Origin of the sequence: Duganella sp. OV510 (assembly GCF_900100205.1) — a bacterium.
In the GTDB taxonomy this organism is placed as follows: domain Bacteria; phylum Pseudomonadota; class Gammaproteobacteria; order Burkholderiales; family Burkholderiaceae_D; genus Rugamonas.
The window spans coordinates 1-14,909 of the sequence record NZ_FNEQ01000004.1; the positions used below are offsets into that span (position 1 = coordinate 1).

The 14,909-nt window shown below is 61.7% G+C and carries 14 protein-coding genes and 1 tRNA gene; 3 read left to right on the plus strand and 12 right to left on the minus strand.

The features are described from left to right. Nucleotides 1-114: 114 nt before the first annotated feature. The 8 genes from BLS51_RS12270 to BLS51_RS12305 form a co-directional block, all read right to left on the minus strand. A complete protein-coding gene (locus BLS51_RS12270) occupies nucleotides 115-1,368 on the minus strand; it encodes an amidohydrolase (RefSeq protein WP_090192398.1) in 1,254 nt (417 codons plus the stop codon). A gap of 9 nt (nucleotides 1,369-1,377) precedes the next feature. Continuing rightward, nucleotides 1,378-1,959, minus strand: a complete 582-nt coding sequence (gene pth / locus BLS51_RS12275) for an aminoacyl-tRNA hydrolase (RefSeq protein ID WP_090192399.1) — start codon at nucleotides 1,957-1,959, stop codon at nucleotides 1,378-1,380. 76 nt (nucleotides 1,960-2,035) lie between these two features. Continuing rightward, nucleotides 2,036-2,638 (minus strand): 50S ribosomal protein L25/general stress protein Ctc, encoded by a 603-nt coding sequence (locus BLS51_RS12280; RefSeq protein WP_090192400.1) that lies wholly within the window; start codon nucleotides 2,636-2,638, stop codon nucleotides 2,036-2,038. 135 nt (nucleotides 2,639-2,773) lie between these two features. Next, nucleotides 2,774-3,724 carry a ribose-phosphate pyrophosphokinase gene (locus BLS51_RS12285; RefSeq protein ID WP_090192401.1) on the minus strand — a complete coding sequence of 317 codons (951 nt, stop codon included), beginning with the start codon at nucleotides 3,722-3,724 and terminating at the stop codon, nucleotides 2,774-2,776. A gap of 152 nt (nucleotides 3,725-3,876) precedes the next feature. Beyond that, nucleotides 3,877-3,953: transfer RNA gene (locus tag BLS51_RS12290), tRNA-Gln, on the minus strand. Between the two features lie 75 nt (nucleotides 3,954-4,028). Further along, complete coding sequence (gene ispE / locus BLS51_RS12295; RefSeq protein ID WP_090192453.1) at nucleotides 4,029-4,898, minus strand: 4-(cytidine 5'-diphospho)-2-C-methyl-D-erythritol kinase; 870 nt, start codon at nucleotides 4,896-4,898, stop codon at nucleotides 4,029-4,031. Nucleotides 4,899-4,908: 10 nt separating this feature from the next. Continuing rightward, nucleotides 4,909-5,508: an outer membrane lipoprotein LolB gene (locus BLS51_RS12300; protein WP_090192402.1), complete on the minus strand. Its 600-nt coding sequence runs from the start codon at nucleotides 5,506-5,508 to the stop codon at nucleotides 4,909-4,911. Beyond that, complete coding sequence (locus tag BLS51_RS12305) at nucleotides 5,509-7,287, minus strand: tetratricopeptide repeat protein (RefSeq protein ID WP_090192403.1); 1,779 nt, start codon at nucleotides 7,285-7,287, stop codon at nucleotides 5,509-5,511. 135 nt (nucleotides 7,288-7,422) lie between these two features. On the opposite strand from BLS51_RS12305, the gene mutM reads away from it, so the two are divergent. From mutM to mutY, 3 genes are read left to right on the plus strand one after another with little or no spacing between them, the layout of a single operon-like run. Continuing rightward, nucleotides 7,423-8,262, plus strand: coding sequence for a bifunctional DNA-formamidopyrimidine glycosylase/DNA-(apurinic or apyrimidinic site) lyase (mutM, locus tag BLS51_RS12310; RefSeq protein ID WP_090192404.1), 840 nt, complete (start codon nucleotides 7,423-7,425; stop codon nucleotides 8,260-8,262). Between the two features lie 13 nt (nucleotides 8,263-8,275). After that, nucleotides 8,276-10,204, plus strand: coding sequence for a dynamin family protein (locus BLS51_RS12315; protein ID WP_090192454.1), 1,929 nt, complete (start codon nucleotides 8,276-8,278; stop codon nucleotides 10,202-10,204). Nucleotides 10,205-10,217: 13 nt separating this feature from the next. Further along, nucleotides 10,218-11,348 carry an A/G-specific adenine glycosylase gene (gene mutY, locus BLS51_RS12320; protein ID WP_090192405.1) on the plus strand — a complete coding sequence of 377 codons (1,131 nt, stop codon included), beginning with the start codon at nucleotides 10,218-10,220 and terminating at the stop codon, nucleotides 11,346-11,348. On the opposite strand, the gene BLS51_RS12325 is transcribed toward mutY, so the two are convergent. The 4 genes from BLS51_RS12325 to aroKB form a co-directional block, all read right to left on the minus strand. Next, nucleotides 11,345-11,773 (minus strand): DUF1640 domain-containing protein, encoded by a 429-nt coding sequence (locus BLS51_RS12325; protein ID WP_090192406.1) that lies wholly within the window; start codon nucleotides 11,771-11,773, stop codon nucleotides 11,345-11,347. The genes mutY and BLS51_RS12325 overlap by 4 nt on opposite strands. Nucleotides 11,774-11,782: 9 nt before the next feature. Continuing rightward, nucleotides 11,783-12,040: a hypothetical protein gene (locus BLS51_RS12330; RefSeq protein WP_090192407.1), complete on the minus strand. Its 258-nt coding sequence runs from the start codon at nucleotides 12,038-12,040 to the stop codon at nucleotides 11,783-11,785. A gap of 78 nt (nucleotides 12,041-12,118) precedes the next feature. Continuing rightward, the gene (locus BLS51_RS12335) at nucleotides 12,119-13,255 is read right to left on the minus strand and encodes a deoxyguanosinetriphosphate triphosphohydrolase (RefSeq protein WP_090192408.1); all 1,137 of its coding nucleotides are present in this window, start codon (nucleotides 13,253-13,255) and stop codon (nucleotides 12,119-12,121) included. A 6-nt stretch (nucleotides 13,256-13,261) separates the two neighbouring features. Further along, nucleotides 13,262-14,905: a bifunctional shikimate kinase/3-dehydroquinate synthase AroKB gene (gene aroKB, locus BLS51_RS12340; RefSeq protein ID WP_090192409.1), complete on the minus strand. Its 1,644-nt coding sequence runs from the start codon at nucleotides 14,903-14,905 to the stop codon at nucleotides 13,262-13,264. Nucleotides 14,906-14,909: the final 4 nt, after the last annotated feature.

The window sequence follows — 14,909 nt, forward strand, 5'->3', positions numbered from 1 at the left end:
ATGCATGAAAGCGGTGGGTAAAGTTAAGTTTTGTTGGTCGCACAACAAGTCTAACTTTTCTTCACCGCTTTCTCATTTCTAGATGCATTTCACAGAAATCCGTGAAGAGCCTTTTTATTTGGGCATGACGTTCATGACGGCGAGCGTCATTGCCTGGGCGGCGGTTTTGATCGAGGGTTCGGGTACCGGGGCGTAGTAGGGGGAGTGGTTGAAGGCGACCGGCTTGCCGCCTTTGTCGGCTTCGGCCACGACTTTCGGGTCGTAGACGCCGGTGAAGAAGAACATGCCGGGCACGCCCTGGTTGACGTATTGCGAGAAGTCTTCGCTGGCGGTCATCGCTGGCATGCGGGCGACGTTGGCGTCGCCGAAGGCTTGCTTCAGCACGCCTTCGGTGCGGGTCACCAGCGCGTCGTTGTTGTCGATCGCCGCGCCGCCGGGGATCAGTTCGACGTCAGGCGCCGGCGCGTCGGCCATCGTGGCGGAGGCGTTGGCGATGCGGCGTACGCCGGCCAGTATCTTTTCACGCACCGCCGGGCTGTAGCTGCGGATGGTGCCGCGCACTTTTACCGTGTCGGGGATGATGTTGCCTACCGTGCCGCCGTTGATGGCGCCGATGGTCACCACGCCGAATTCCTTCGGATCTTTTTCGCGGCTGATGACGGTCTGCACATCCACCACGAAGCGCGCGGCGATGGTGATCGGGTCCAGCGCCTTGTCCGGCGCCGAGCCGTGGCCGCCGCGCCCTTTGAAGGTGATCTCGATGGCGTCCGAGTTCGACGACACCGGCCCGCTGTTGTAGCCGATGGTGCCGTAGGCCAGCGGCCACGAGTGCAGCGCGAAAGCATAGTCCGGCTTGCCGAAACGCTTGAACAGGCCGTCTTCCAGCATGGCCTTGGCGCCCGCGACGGTTTCTTCGGCCGGCTGGCCGATGAACATCAGCGTGCCTTGCCATTGCGATTTCAGCGTCACCAGCGCGCGCGCCGCGCCCAGCCAGGCGGTCATGTGGACGTCGTGGCCACAGCTGTGGGCGGCGCCGTTCTTGCTGGCGTAAGGCAGACCGGATTTTTCATCCATCGGCAAGCCGTCCAGCTCGGTGCGCACCATGACCAGCGGCCCGGGGCCGTTCTTGTAGATGGCCACCACGCCGGTCTTGCCGACTTTTTCCGTGACCTCAAAACCGATCTTGCGCATTTCGGCGGCCAGCTTGCCGGCAGTGCGGGTTTCCTGGAAGGCGATTTCCGGATTGGCGTGCAGATCCTTGTAGATCGCGTCCAGCTGCGGGTAGATGCCGTTGATGACGGTGCCGGCATCCTGCGCCTGGGCGGTGGCTGCGGCGGCCAGTAGTGCAACGATCGGTAATAGTTTCATCGGTTCCTTTCAGTCGGTGTGCAACTTGGTGGTGGCGGCGGCGAATTCGCCCTTGATAATCTGTGGCAGGATCAGCAGCGATTTGTCGATCGCGCGCTCGATCAGTTCCTGGTCTTCGCGGCGCGGACGGTGCAGCACGAAGTCGGCCACCTGCTGCGCCAGGTTCAGCGTGCGCGGGTGGCCGATACCAAGGCGCAAACGCCAGTAATCCTGCGTACCAAGCGCTGCGGTGATGTCTTTCAGGCCGTTGTGGCCACCCGATGAGCCGCCTTTTTTCAGGCGGGCGGTACCGGGCATCAGGTCCAGCTCGTCATGCACGACCAGCACTTCGTCGGCGGCGATCTTGAAGAAGCGGCACAGCGCGCCGACCGACTGGCCGGACCGGTTCATAAAGGTCAGCGGTTCCAGCAGATACACTTCTTGGCCGGCGACCGACGCCTTGGCGACCATGGCGTTGTACTTGCTGTCGCGCTGCAGGCGCGCGCCGCTGTCGTTGGCGAGGTTGTCCACCAGCCAGAAGCCGGCGTTGTGGCGGGTTTGTTCGTATTCAGGGCCGGGATTGCCGAGGCCAACGATGAGACGGATAGGCATGGAGTGCGAGTGAAATAAAATGATTATGGCAAAAAAAAACCCGCCAGAGGCGGGTTTTTCTCAGAGAAACTAAGAATTACTTCTTGGTTTCTTCGGTAGCAGCAGCTTCAGCAGCAACGTGGCCAGCTGGTAGCGATGCGGTAGCGATGGTCAGGTTGTTGCCGTGGGTAACAGCGGTCACGCCTTTTGGCAGAACCAGGTCAGCCACGTGGACCGAGTGGCCAACATCAACGTTGGTCAGGTCAACGGTGACGAATTCTGGCAGGTCGGCTGGCAGGCATTCGATGTCCAGTTCGTTGGCAACGTGGCTGATGGTCGCGCCGTGCAGTTTGACTGCTGGCGATACTTCAGCGTTAACGAAGTGCAGCGCCACTTTCACGTGGATTTTCTTGTTGGCGTCAACGCGCTGGAAGTCAGCGTGCAGTACCAGTTGCTTGAATGCGTGCATCTGGAAGTCGCGCAGCAGGACTTTCTGTGCTTTGCCGTCGATTTCCAGGTCCAGGATCGACGAGTGGAACACTTCTTTTTTCAGCGCGTGGTACAGCGCGTTGTGATCCAGCGAGATAGCGACCGGTGCTTCGGTACCGCCGTAGATGATGCCAGGGGTTTGGCCCGAATTGCGCAGGCGGCGGCTCGCTCCGGAACCTTGCAATTCGCGTTTGAATGCAACTACTTTCATGTGAAACTCCAATATATAACAGGGCTTGCGCCCCGTTGTGATGAAGCGCCCCGCGACCAGGCGCGCTTCGGGAAAAACGGCGCGCAACGGATCAACCGCTGCGCGCCGCCTGAAAAACTGATACTCGCCGGCTGCTTAGTCGACGAACAGGGAGATCACGGAATCACCCTTGATGATGCGTTTGAAGGTCTCTGCCAGCAGCGGTGCGCAGGTCAGTTGACGGATCTTGGCGCATTGCTTGGCGTTGTCCGACAGCGGAATCGTGTCGGTCACCACCAGTTCGTCCAGCGACGAGCTGTTGATGCGGTCGATCGCAGGACCGGACAGCACGGCGTGGGTGCAATACGCCACTACTTTCTTGGCGCCGCGCTCTTTCAGCACTTCAGCAGCCTTGACCAGCGTGCCGGCGGTGTCAACCATGTCATCCATGATGACGCAGTTGCGGCCTTCAACGTCACCGATGATGTTCATCACTTCGGAAACATTGGCTTTCGGACGGCGCTTGTCGATGATGGCCAGGTCGCAGCCCAGGCGTTTTGCCAGGGCGCGGGCGCGGACCACGCCGCCGACGTCCGGCGACACGACCAGCAGGTCTTCATTGTGTTTCTTTTGCAGGTCGCCCAGCAGAATTGGCGATGCGTAAATATTGTCAACCGGGATATCGAAGAAGCCCTGGATCTGGTCTGCGTGCAGATCCATGATCAGGACGCGCTCGACGCCGGCTTCTTCCAGCATGTTGGCAACCACTTTGGCCGAGATCGCCACGCGCGCCGAACGTGGGCGGCGGTCTTGACGGGCATAACCAAAGTAAGGAATCGCAGCGGTGATACGGCCGGCCGATGCACGTTTCAGGGCGTCAACCATCAGGATCAGTTCCATCAGGTTGTCGTTGGTTGGCGCGCAGGTCGATTGCAGCACGAAGACGTCTTTACCACGAACGTTTTCGTTGATTTCCACCATGACTTCGCCGTCCGAGAATTTCGAAACGTTCGCTTTGCCGAGGGGGATGCCGAGATTTTTTGCGACTCCCTCTGCCAACGCAGGATTAGCGTTGCCGGTAAAAACCATCAGGTTTTCGTAAGCCATTGGGATTCCAGAGAAGTTGTAGAAGATTCTTTGAAGAGCCAGCGCAAGCCGCGCGGCACTGAACACTAAATGGAATGAGGCGCATCGAGCGCCTCACTTTTTGCTCTACCTGGCCGGAGACTAGTGCCTCGACGGTTCCAGATACAAACGAATGGCAGGGGAACAAGGATTCGAACCTTGGTATGCTGGAATCAAAATCCAGTGCCTTAACCAGCTTGGCGATTCCCCTACGCAACTTGCTGCTTGTCGCTACAGGCCAGCATTATACTGGCTTTTTCACGCTTCGCAAAATCTTTTTTCCGCCTCACAACTTCGCGGTGAACATCGGATGCCGTGGCAGCGCTTTTGCTTTCCAGGCCTTCCACTTCGCTGGCACTTTCGCAAGTACCGCATCAGCGTCTACCTCGGTTGCTACCGCACTGAACACACATGCACCGGAGCCAGTCATCCTGGCATCACCGTAAGCACCCAGCCATTCTACCGCTTCTGCTACCGGCGGGAATAACTTCGTTGCTACCTGTTGCAAGTCGTTCTTCCCAAACCCCAACTTAATGGAGTGGCTGGAAAAGTCCGTTATATTAACGGGCGGTGTGTCCCTTGTCAATTGTTCCGAACCAAAAATTGCAGCCGTCGGCACCATGACGCCCGGTTCGATAACCACATACCAACATTCCGGCGCCTGCACCGCTTGCAGCGCCTCGCCCACGCCTTCGGCAAAGGCGGTTTCGCCGAAGATGAAGAACGGGATGTCGGCGCCCAGCGGCAGGCCCAGGTCCATCAGTTCCTGCTGGACCAGGCCGGCGTTCCACAGCTTGTTCAAGGCCATCAGCGTGGTGGCGGCGTCGGACGAGCCGCCGCCGACGCCGCCGCCCATCGGCAGCACCTTGTCGATGGCGATATCGACACCGCGCGGCAAGGCGCCGCTGCGGCGCAGCACTTCCGCCTGCAACAACTTCGCGGCGCGTATCATCAGGTCGCTTTCTTCCGGCACGCCCGGCATATCGGTCACGCGGCGCAGCGCATGGTCGTCGCGCAGCGTGAAGTGCAGAGTGTCCCCATGGTCGATCAGCTGGAACACGGTCTGCAGCAGGTGGTAGCCGTCAGCGCGACGGCCGTTCACGTGCAGGAATAAATTCAGCTTGGCCGGAGCCGGGCAATTGTTCAGTTCGGTCATGGCCGGCATTTTACTGTTGCTGTGGACGGATAACGATGCGGATCTGCATGTCATCCACGGCCTCGCCAAACACAATGCGGGTGGCATCGATACGTTTCGGCTGCGGCACGGCAGCGCTGTCGTCCTGCCAGCTCACATATTCCAGCTTCCAGCCGTCACGCGTGATGACATTGTCATTGGACGGCGAGGCGACGAAGCGCTTGCCGTCGCGGTCGGTGGCGTAGCCTTGCAGCCAGTCGCGCAGGCCGGACACCGGCAGCGTCCAGCCCAGCGCTTGCCTGGTCAGCGTATCCAGGTCGGGCGCGGTCTTCGGCGGCTTGCCGCTTTCGGTCAGCGTTGCCGAGTTCGGCGTGACATGGATGACGGCCACCGTTTGTCCAGTCGGCGAGATCAGGTTGACATCGGTATTGGTGCTGGTCTGCCGCCAGCTAAAGCTGCCGTTCAGCGGCTCGCGCTTGCCGTCACGGGTGTAGCTGATGAAGATGCCGCCGGCCAGCTCGATATTGTCCTGGTAGGCGGCGACAGCGGCGCTGGAGCGCGGCGCCGTGGCGGTGGTGGCGCAGCCGGACAGCATGGCGATGCAGGCGGCGATGAGGAGTGGTCGTATCATTTATAGGCTTTGGTTCAGGCGCGCCAGGGTGCTCTTCAGCGCGTCGTTTTTAGGATCTTTGGCGTGCGCTTCTTTCCACAGCTTTTGCGCGCCGCTGACATCGCCCTTGGCGAACAATACTTCGCCCAGGTGCACGGCAATCTCCGGATCGCTGCGCACCGCGTAGGCGCGGCGCAGATAGGATTCCGCTTCGTTCAGATTACCCATGCGGAACTGCACCCAGCCCATGCTGTCCATGATGAAGGGATCGCCCGGCGCCATCTGCAAGGCCTTGTCGATCAGCGCGTGGGCTTCCGGCAGGCGCTCGTTGCGCTCGGCCAGCGAATAGCCCAGCGCATTGTAGGCGTGCTGGTTGTCGGGTGCGGCAATCATCACCTGGCGCAGCGTTTTTTCCATCAGTTCCACCTCGCCCAGCTTTTCCGCCACCAGCGCGAAATCGTACAGCAGGTCGGGATGGCCGGGATAGCGCTTGGTGGCGTTTTCCAGCACCACGTAGGCGGCACGGTGGTCGCCGGCATCGCGCAGCAGTTGCGCGTCGGTCTGGAACACTTGCGCCTGATCGTTCGGGTCGGATGGCTTGAGTTCTTCCAGCTGCTTGCGGGCTTCGTCGACATTGCCTTTGCGCGCGGTCAGCACGGCCATCTTCATGCGTGCGGCCAGGTAGATTTTCTCGTCGCTGCCATCGATCTTTTCCAGCCAGTTGTAGGCCGCGTCCAGGTCGCCACGCTGTTCGGCGATTTGCGCCAGGATGTGCAGCACTTTCGATGGATCGCGCTCGTCGTTCGGATGGTCCTGCAATACGTTGACGAAGCGGCTGAAGTATTTTTCCGCTTCCGGCAGGTCGTTGGCCTGCATCGCCATCACGCCCAGCGCATACAGCGTGGCGATGTTGTCTGGCTGGTCTTTCAACAGCAGCAGGAATTGCTTGCGCGCCTCGTCCGGCTGCTTGTTGTCGGCCAGGATGCGGCCATAGGCGGCGCGTACTTCAGTGGCTTTCGGATATTTCACCAAGAAGGCTTGCAGTTGCTGGATGGCGCTATCGATATCGCCGGATACTTGCGCGCTGGTCAGGATGGCCAGTTCGGAATCCGGCTTGATCGCCAGCGCCTTGGTCGCCTCGGCGCGGGCGCGCGCCTGGTCGCCCAGGCTGAACGCACCTTGCGCCAGGATCAGGTGGGCTTCCAGCGTGTCGTCGTACTGCATCAGCACGCGCTCTTGCAGCTTGTAGGCGGCCGCCTTGTCCTTGGCGCGCAGCAGGAATTGCTGCATCTGGAACATGGCTATCGGACGCGCCGCCGGCTTGGCTTTTTGCAGGCGCTGCTCGAAGGCGGTTTCCGCTTCGCTCAGGTCATCGGCGGTGACGGCAAAGCCGAGGAAGAACTGGGTCGCCTCATCCGAATCCGGCGCCAGGCTGCGCCACAGGCGGATCGCCGACATGGCCTCTTCCGGCTGCTTGGCGGTCAGCGCCATCTCGGTGGCGCGGCGCGCCAGTCGCGGATCGCGGGTTTGCTGCGCCATGGCCATCATGGTGATGTAGGCGCCCTGCCACTGGCCATTCTTGAATTCCAGCTCGGCCTTGGTGATGCGGAACAGCAGGTCACCAGTCAATTCGGTATTCGGTAGTGCTTCCTGCGCCGGCGCCGGTGCTTCGGCAACGGCTGGCGCAGCGGCCTCCGCCTCGGCGTGCGGCTCGGCGGGAGGCTCGCCCTGCTTCTGTGGCGCGACAGCGCACGCCGACAGCAAGGCTGAGAGGGTTACAATGGCGAAAGCGTTTTTCAAGGGTAGATCCTGACTGGTCAGCAAAGGTCGTCAAATTTTACGCCGATCGCATCACGCGCGGAGTTTGACTAGTGTAACCAAATATTCCGTTGCAGCCAGATTCTCCCGTCCTTTATTTCCTCTACAGCCAGACAGATGCCAGAATTACCAGAAGTAGAAGTGACCCGGCGCGGCGTCGCGCCCCATGTGGAAGGCCGCATCGTGCGCAGCGTGGTGCTGCGCCGCGCGGGCCTGCGCTGGCCCTTCCCGCCCGCGCTGCCGCAACTGCTGGCCAAGCGCCAGGTGCTGCACACCGGCCGCCGCGGCAAGTATCTTCTTCTGCATTTCGAGCATGGCACGCTGATCATCCACCTCGGCATGTCCGGCCATCTGCGCGTGCTGGCGCCCGGCCTGGCGCCGGAGAAGCACGACCATTTCGACCTGGAAGTCGAAGGCCAGGACGGCAAGGACAGCCAGGTGCTGCGCATGAAAGACCCGCGCCGCTTCGGCGCCGTGCTGTGGCATGACGCGGCCGATGGCGCGCTGGAACACCACGTATTGCTGCGCGAACTGGGCGTCGAGCCACTGGAAGACGGCTTCAGCGGCAAATTGCTGTACGATCAGACCCGGCAGCGCAGCGCGCCGGTCAAGCAGGTGCTGATGGCCGGCGATATTGTCGTGGGCGTGGGGAATATTTACGCGTCGGAAAGTCTGTTCCGTGCGGGCATCAATCCGAAGACGCCGGCCAAGCGCATCAGCCTGGCGCGCTATGAAAAGCTGGCGCAGGCGGTGCGTGAAATCCTGGCCGAGGCGATCGTCCAGGGCGGCAGCACGCTGCGCGACTTTATCAGCGTCAACGGCCAAAGCGGGTATTTCCAGCAGACATATTTCGTCTATGATCGGACTGGCAAGCCGTGCCGTGTTTGTGCGGCGCCGATCCGTCAGATCAAGCAGGGCCAGCGTTCTACATTCTATTGTGTGAACTGCCAAAAATAAGGGCATGCAGATGATGGTCAGGGATTTCGAACAGTACAGCGCCTGGCGGCAAGGCGTGGTCACCGCACTGAAAAATTATCAGTCGTGGATGGCGGACGCCGCCCTGGCAGACGCCGCCACCGAGCAGCGCATCGTGCGCAACCTGGCCCGACTGGAGGACGACAAGCTGTCGGTAGCCTTCGTGGCGGAATTCTCGCGCGGCAAATCGGAACTGATCAACGCCATCTTCTTTGCCGAATACGGCCAGCGTATCCTGCCGTCCGCCGCCGGCCGCACCACCATGTGCCCGACCGAGCTGCAATGGGACGCCAGCCTGGCGCCGTCGATCCGCCTGCTGCCGATCGAAACGCGGGCCGACAACCTGTCCACCAGCGATTACCGCGAGCAGCCCTCCGCGTGGACCGTGCTGCCGCTGAACCTGGATGCCGGCGGCGACATGCACGAGGCCTTCAAGCAGGTCAGCAAGACGCGCTACGTGCCGGTGGAAGAAGCCAAGCGCTACGGCCTGTACGACGAGGACGATCCCGACATGCCGGCTACGCTGGACGAGCACGGCAATGTCGAGATTTCGCTGTGGCGCCACGCCATCATCAACTTTCCGCATCCGCTGCTGCGGCAGGGGCTGGTGATCCTCGACACGCCGGGCCTGAACGCCATTGGCACCGAGCCGGAACTGACGCTGAACCTGATCCCGAACGCGCACGCGGTGCTGTTCATCCTGGCCGCCGATACCGGCGTAACCAAGAGCGACATCGAAGTCTGGCGCAATCACATCGGCGCCGGCGCGGGAAGGCTGGTGGTGCTGAACAAGATCGACAGCATGTGGGATGAGCTGCGCAGCGAGGAAGATGTCAACGCCGAGATCGCGCGGCAGCAGGCCAATGTGGCGCACATGCTGGCGCTGGAGCCGCGCCAGGTGTTTCCGGTGTCGGCGCAGAAGGCGCTGGTCGGCAAGATCAATCACGACGTGGCGTTACAGGCGCGCAGCCGCCTGCATGCACTGGAAGGCGCGCTGTTCAATGAGCTGATTCCGGCCAAGAAGGAAATCGTCCGCAAGCAACTGAGCGAGGAATTGCAGGCGCTGAATACGGCGCAGGTGGGCATGCTGAACGCGCGCGCGCGTGGCATCGTCGAGCAGCTGCATGAACTGCGCAGCCTGCGCGGCAAGAATCAGAACGTGATCTCGCACATGATGCGCCGCATCGATGTCGAGAAACGCGAATTTGACGCCAGCCTGTTCAAGCTGCAGGCGACACGGGCGGTGTTCACGCGCCTGTCGACCGAGCTGTACACCTGCATGGGCATGGACATCGTGCGTGACAATATCGAATTGGTGCGCGAGGAAATGCAGCGCAGCCGCTTCTTCATCGGCGTGCGCGACGCCGTGCGCGGCTATTTCGAGCGCACCCGCGCCAACCTCGATGCCGCCGAACACAAAACCATCGAGATCACCGAGATGATGGGCGTGATGTATCGCCGCTTCTCGACCGAGCACGGCTTGACTTTGGCGCTGCCGATGCCATTTTCGCTGGAGCGCTATCGCGAGGAAATGGCGTCCATCGAGGCGATTTACTCCAAGACTTTCGGCACTGCCACGCTGCTCACCACCAGCCGCGTAACGGTGATGGAGAAGTTCTTCGACACCATCGCTTCGCGCGTGCGCGGCTGCTTCAAGTCAGCCAACAACGATGCGGAGGCGTGGCTAAAGGTCATCATGGCGCCGCTGGAAGCGCAGATCCGCCAGCACAAGGATCAGTTGAAACAACGGCTGGCGTCGATCCAGCGCATCCACGATGCGACCGATAGCCTGGAGCAAAAGATAGACGCCTTCGAACGCAGCCAGCGCGAGCTGGAAGAACAGAAGGCACGCTTGAATGAATTGGCCGGTGCGATCAGCATCGCCATCAATGCGGAGTTTGTGGCGCTGGACGCCGCCGCGTAATCTTAGGAAAAGAATGAAAGTTGTAGCAGTAGAGAATTTTGCCGATCCCAGTTTCTCGGCCGATCTGATCGGCTGGCAAAAAGTCCATGGCCGCCATGTGCTGCCGTGGCAGAACACCCGCGATGCGTATCTGATCTGGCTGTCCGAGATCATGCTGCAGCAGACGCAGGTGTCTGCGGTGCTGGGCTATTACGCGCGCTTCCTGGAGCGCTTCCCTACCCTGCGCGACCTGGCTGCGGCGCCGGTCGAGGATGTGATGGCGCAATGGAGCGGACTGGGCTACTACACGCGGGCGCGCAATCTGCACAAGTGCGCGCAGCGCGTGGTGGCCGAGTATCACGGCGTGTTTCCTGCCGATCCACTGTTGCTGGCGGAATTGCCAGGCATCGGCCGTTCGACGGCGGCGGCGATCGCGGCATTTTCCAGCGGCCGCCGTGCGGCCATCATGGACGGCAACGTCAAGCGTGTGTTTGCGCGCGTCTTCGGCATCGATACCTATCCAGGCGAGCGCAAGACCGAGGAAGCCATGTGGCGGCGTGCCGAGGCGCTGTTGCCGGAAGAAGGCATCGAGTCCTACACGCAGGGCCTGATGGACATGGGTGCGACCTTGTGCACGCGCAGCAGCCCGTCGTGCGAGCGCTGCCCGATGCAGCCGCGCTGCGTGGCGTTTGCCACCAGCCGCACCAGGGACCTGCCGGTGCGCAAGCCGAAGAAGGCGACGCCGGAGAAGCATGCAGTGATGCTGGCGATTGTCGACAACGGGCAGGTGTTGCTGGAGCAGCGCCCGCCAAGCGGCATCTGGGGCGGGCTGCTATCGCTGCCGGAACTGGATGGCCACGTTGCGCTGGAAGATGACGAGACGCCTGAGGCCGGCCACGACGCGCTGCTGCGCGCGGTCAGCCGCTTTGGCGAGATGGAGTCGTGCGAACGGCTGTCGACGGTAACGCATGTCTTTACGCACTACAAGCTGCACATTGCGCCGCACCGCGTGACCCTGGCACGACGGCTGCCCATGGCTGCCGAGCCCGGCAACATCTGGCTGGACGCCGCCCACATCGCCGATGCCGCCCTGCCCGCGCCGATCAAGAAGCTGCTGCTGGAATTACTTGGCGATCAGCGCGACGCCCAGCAACGCATGTTCTAGAGATACTTAACGGCCGCCAGCACCAACGCGGCCACGCTAAACTGCGAGGCGAACATCCACTTCAGCAAGGTGGCGGTCGATTTGTCGATTTTTGCGCCCAACTCCTGGCGCAGAGCTTCAATCTTGTCGTTGATTTCTTCGCGCAGAGCGTCGATCCTGGAATTCATTTCTTCGTGCAGAGCTTCAATCTTGACGCTCATTTCTTCGTGCAGAGCTTCAATCTTGACGCTCATTCCTTCGTGCAGAGCGTCGATCCTGGCATTCAATCCGTCGCGTTGCCCGTCGATTTTGGCGTGAATTTGAGCGAAGCCGATGCGCACGTCCGAGCGCAAGTCCGCAAACGCATCGCTGCGGACATAGTTGGACTGGATAACGGCAACCTCCATCTCCAGTGTGCTGACACGCTCGCCGATATGCTCGTCCATGCGATGCCTTTATGAAAAATAGCGCGCTATCGCCAGCGAGATCGAGGCGTTGGCGATCACCACGGTGAGGAACCACTTGATCAGCCGGGTTTCCATGGAAGCCATCCGCCCCTCCAGTCTGGCGATTTCGGTATGGGCTCTGGCAATTTCTACGTGGGTATTGGCGATGGCCGCATGGACTTTACCGAACTGTATCGCCATCTCTCCCCGAAAGGCCATCAGCTCGACCTTGGTGACGAAATATTTTTCGAGTTCAAATATGTCCATGGCGGCCTCCGATGAAGCTTCATCTTCCGCCGCACAAGGCGATGCGTCAAGCGCACCGCCTCCGGTGTTTGACGCAGATCAGAGCTCGTCCAGCGAGAACAGGCGGCGGTGTTCGCGGATGGCGTAGCGGTCGGTCATGCCGGCGATGTAGTCGGCGATCTTGCGCGCCTGCTTGTTGATGTCGCCGGATTTATCCTGGTAATCCGGCGGCAGCAGCACCGGCTCCGCCATGAAGGAGTCGAACAGCTCGCGCACGATGCGGCTGGCTTTCACCCGCATGCGGTTGACCTTGTAGTGACGATACAGGTTGGCGTGCAGGAAGCGCTTCAATTCGGTCGCATCCTTGCGCATGCCCTCCGAGAAGCGGATCAGCGGTGGTGCCGCGCGCACGTCGTCGATATTCTTCGGCGCAGTATCGGCAATGCGCGCGCTCGACGTCACGATCAAATCATCAGCCAGCGCGGTAATCAGCCGACGCAAGGTTTCATAGATGGCGCGGCGGCCCGACAGGCCCGGATACGCCTGCTGCACATCACGCCACAGGCGCGCGAAGAAATCCACCTGCTCCAGCTGCTCGATCGAAATCAGGCCGGAACGCAGGCCGTCGTCGATGTCATGGCTGTTGTAGGCAATCTCGTCGGCCAGATTGGTCAGCTGCGCCTCCAGCGACGGCTGCGTGCGATCGATGAAGCGCTGCGCCACCGGCCCCAGCAACTTCGCATTGTTCAGCGAGCAGTGCTTGAGGATGCCCTCGCGCGTCTCAAACATCAGGTTCAGGCCGTCATAGGCGCCGTAGTGCTCTTCCAGCTCATCAACCACGCGCAGGCTTTGCAGATTGTGCTCGAAGCCGCCATGGTCGTGCATGCACTCGTTGAGTACATCCTGGCCGACGTGGCCGAACGGCGTGTGGCCCAGGTCATGCGCCAGCGAAATCGCCTCGACCAGGTCCTCGTTCAGCCGCAGGTTGCGCGCCAGCGAGCGGCCGATCTGCGCCACTTCCAGGCTGTGCGTCAGGCGGGTGCGGAACAGGTCGCCTTCGTGGTTGAGGAACACCTGGGTCTTGTACTCCAGCCGGCGGAACGCCGACGAGTGAATGATGCGGTCGCGGTCGCGCTGGAACTGGCTGCGCGACGCGTGGGCCGTCTCCGCGTGCAGGCGGCCAACGCCGCCCTCGGAATGGGCGGCGTACGGGGCGAGGTATTCTTCCGGCTGCATGATGCTTTACACGCAGGCGGCCAGCGTCGCCAGCAGCAGCTCGTGCGGGGCGTTGCTGATCTTCGATGCGCCCAGCGGATTCATCAGGATGAATTTGATGGCGCCGCCCTCGTTCTTCTTGTCGACTTCCATCGCCTCCAGCCAGCGCTCGACGCCGAGATCCGGCGCCTTGACCGGCAGGCCGGCGGCGGCGATCAGCGTGCGCACGCGGTCCACGGTGGCCGCATCGACCAGGCCCATGCGCTGCGACAGGTCGGCCGCCATCACCATGCCGCAGCCGACCGCCTCGCCGTGCAGCCAGGCGCCATAGCCCATGCCGGCCTCGATCGCGTGGCCGAAGGTATGGCCGAAGTTGAGGATGGCGCGCAGGCCGCCCTCGCGCTCGTCCTGGCGCACCACGTCGGCCTTGATTTCGCACGATCGGGCAATCGCATAAGCCAGCGCGGCCTTGTCGCGCGCCATCAGTTTTTCAATATGCGCTTCTATCCACTCGAAGAACGGCAGGTCGATCACCGCGCCGTACTTGATGACTTCCGCCAGGCCGGCCGACAGCTCGCGCGCCGGCAGGGTTTCCAGCGTCGAGGTATCGGCGATCACCGCGCGCGGCTGGTAGAAGGCGCCGATCATGTTCTTGCCCAGCGGGTGGTTGATGCCGGTCTTGCCGCCCACCGACGAATCCACCTGCGACAACAGCGTGGTCGGCACCTGGATGAAGTCGACGCCGCGCATATAGCTGGCGGCCGCGTAGCCGGTCAGGTCGCCGATGACGCCGCCGCCCAGCGCGATCAGCGTGGTCTTGCGGTCGGCCTTGTTTTCCAGCAGGGCATCGAAGATCTGCATCAGGCTGGTCCAGTTCTTGAACTCTTCGCCATCCGGCAGGATCACCGTGGTCACTTGCTTGCCGGCATTGCGCAAGCCGCTCTCGATGCGTTCCAGGTACAGTGGCGCCACCGTGGTGTTGCTGACGATGGCCACCTTGCCGCCGTGCACATGGCGCGCCAGCGCGGCGCTATCTTCCAGCAGCGCCGGTCCGATGGAAATCGGGTAGCTGCGCTCGCCCAGGTCTACGTTTAACAGGATGTTGGATTGTTCGTTCATCGATGGTTCGGCGTGGGTGGAACAGTTGGGCGCGGCCTCGCAGGCGCGCGCTTCCAGCTGGTTCAAAATGGTCTGAACCATTGATTGTACGTTAGGACGGCCGGTGTCGATGACCAGATCGGCGATTTCCAGGTACAGCGGATCGCGCACGTCCATCAATTCTTCCAGCTTCTTGCGCGGATCGGCGGTTTGCAGCAGCGGGCGGTTCTTGTCATGGGCGGTGCGCTGCAGGATACTGTTGACGGTGGCGCGCAGATAGATCACCGTGCCGCGCTCCTTCAGGTAGGCGCGGTTGTCGGCGTTCAGGATGGCGCCGCCGCCGGTGGCCAGCACCAGGCCACCCTGTCCAGTCAGCTCGCGGATGACCTCAGCCTCGCGGCGGCGGAAGCTGGCTTCGCCCTCGATTTCAAAGATCCATGGAATCGACGCGCCGGTGCGGGCCTCGATCTCGTGGTCGGAATCAATAAAATTCAGCCCCAGCTTGCGCGCCAGGATGCGGCCGATGGTGGTTTTCCCTGCCCCCATCAGGCCGACTAGAAACACATTTTGCATGCAC

Bases quoted from the DNA above. Each gene is read 5' to 3' on its own strand.
- BLS51_RS12315 (WP_090192454.1), top strand. From the start codon at position 8,276: ATGGTCAGGGATTTCGAACAGTACAGCGCCTGGCGGCAAGGCGTGGTC.
- BLS51_RS12335 (WP_090192408.1), bottom strand. From the start codon at position 13,255: ATGCAGCCGGAAGAATACCTCGCCCCGTACGCCGCCCATTCCGAGGGC.
- aroKB (WP_090192409.1), bottom strand. From the start codon at position 14,905: ATGCAAAATGTGTTTCTAGTCGGCCTGATGGGGGCAGGGAAAACCACC.
- BLS51_RS12270 (WP_090192398.1), bottom strand. From the start codon at position 1,368: ATGAAACTATTACCGATCGTTGCACTACTGGCCGCCGCAGCCACCGCC.
- mutY (WP_090192405.1), top strand. From the start codon at position 10,218: ATGAAAGTTGTAGCAGTAGAGAATTTTGCCGATCCCAGTTTCTCGGCC.
- BLS51_RS12285 (WP_090192401.1), bottom strand. From the start codon at position 3,724: ATGGCTTACGAAAACCTGATGGTTTTTACCGGCAACGCTAATCCTGCG.
- BLS51_RS12330 (WP_090192407.1), bottom strand. From the start codon at position 12,040: ATGGACATATTTGAACTCGAAAAATATTTCGTCACCAAGGTCGAGCTG.
- pth (WP_090192399.1), bottom strand. From the start codon at position 1,959: ATGCCTATCCGTCTCATCGTTGGCCTCGGCAATCCCGGCCCTGAATAC.
- BLS51_RS12300 (WP_090192402.1), bottom strand. From the start codon at position 5,508: ATGATACGACCACTCCTCATCGCCGCCTGCATCGCCATGCTGTCCGGC.
- mutM (WP_090192404.1), top strand. From the start codon at position 7,423: ATGCCAGAATTACCAGAAGTAGAAGTGACCCGGCGCGGCGTCGCGCCC.
- BLS51_RS12325 (WP_090192406.1), bottom strand. From the start codon at position 11,773: ATGGACGAGCATATCGGCGAGCGTGTCAGCACACTGGAGATGGAGGTT.
- ispE (WP_090192453.1), bottom strand. From the start codon at position 4,898: ATGACCGAACTGAACAATTGCCCGGCTCCGGCCAAGCTGAATTTATTC.
- BLS51_RS12280 (WP_090192400.1), bottom strand. From the start codon at position 2,638: ATGAAAGTAGTTGCATTCAAACGCGAATTGCAAGGTTCCGGAGCGAGC.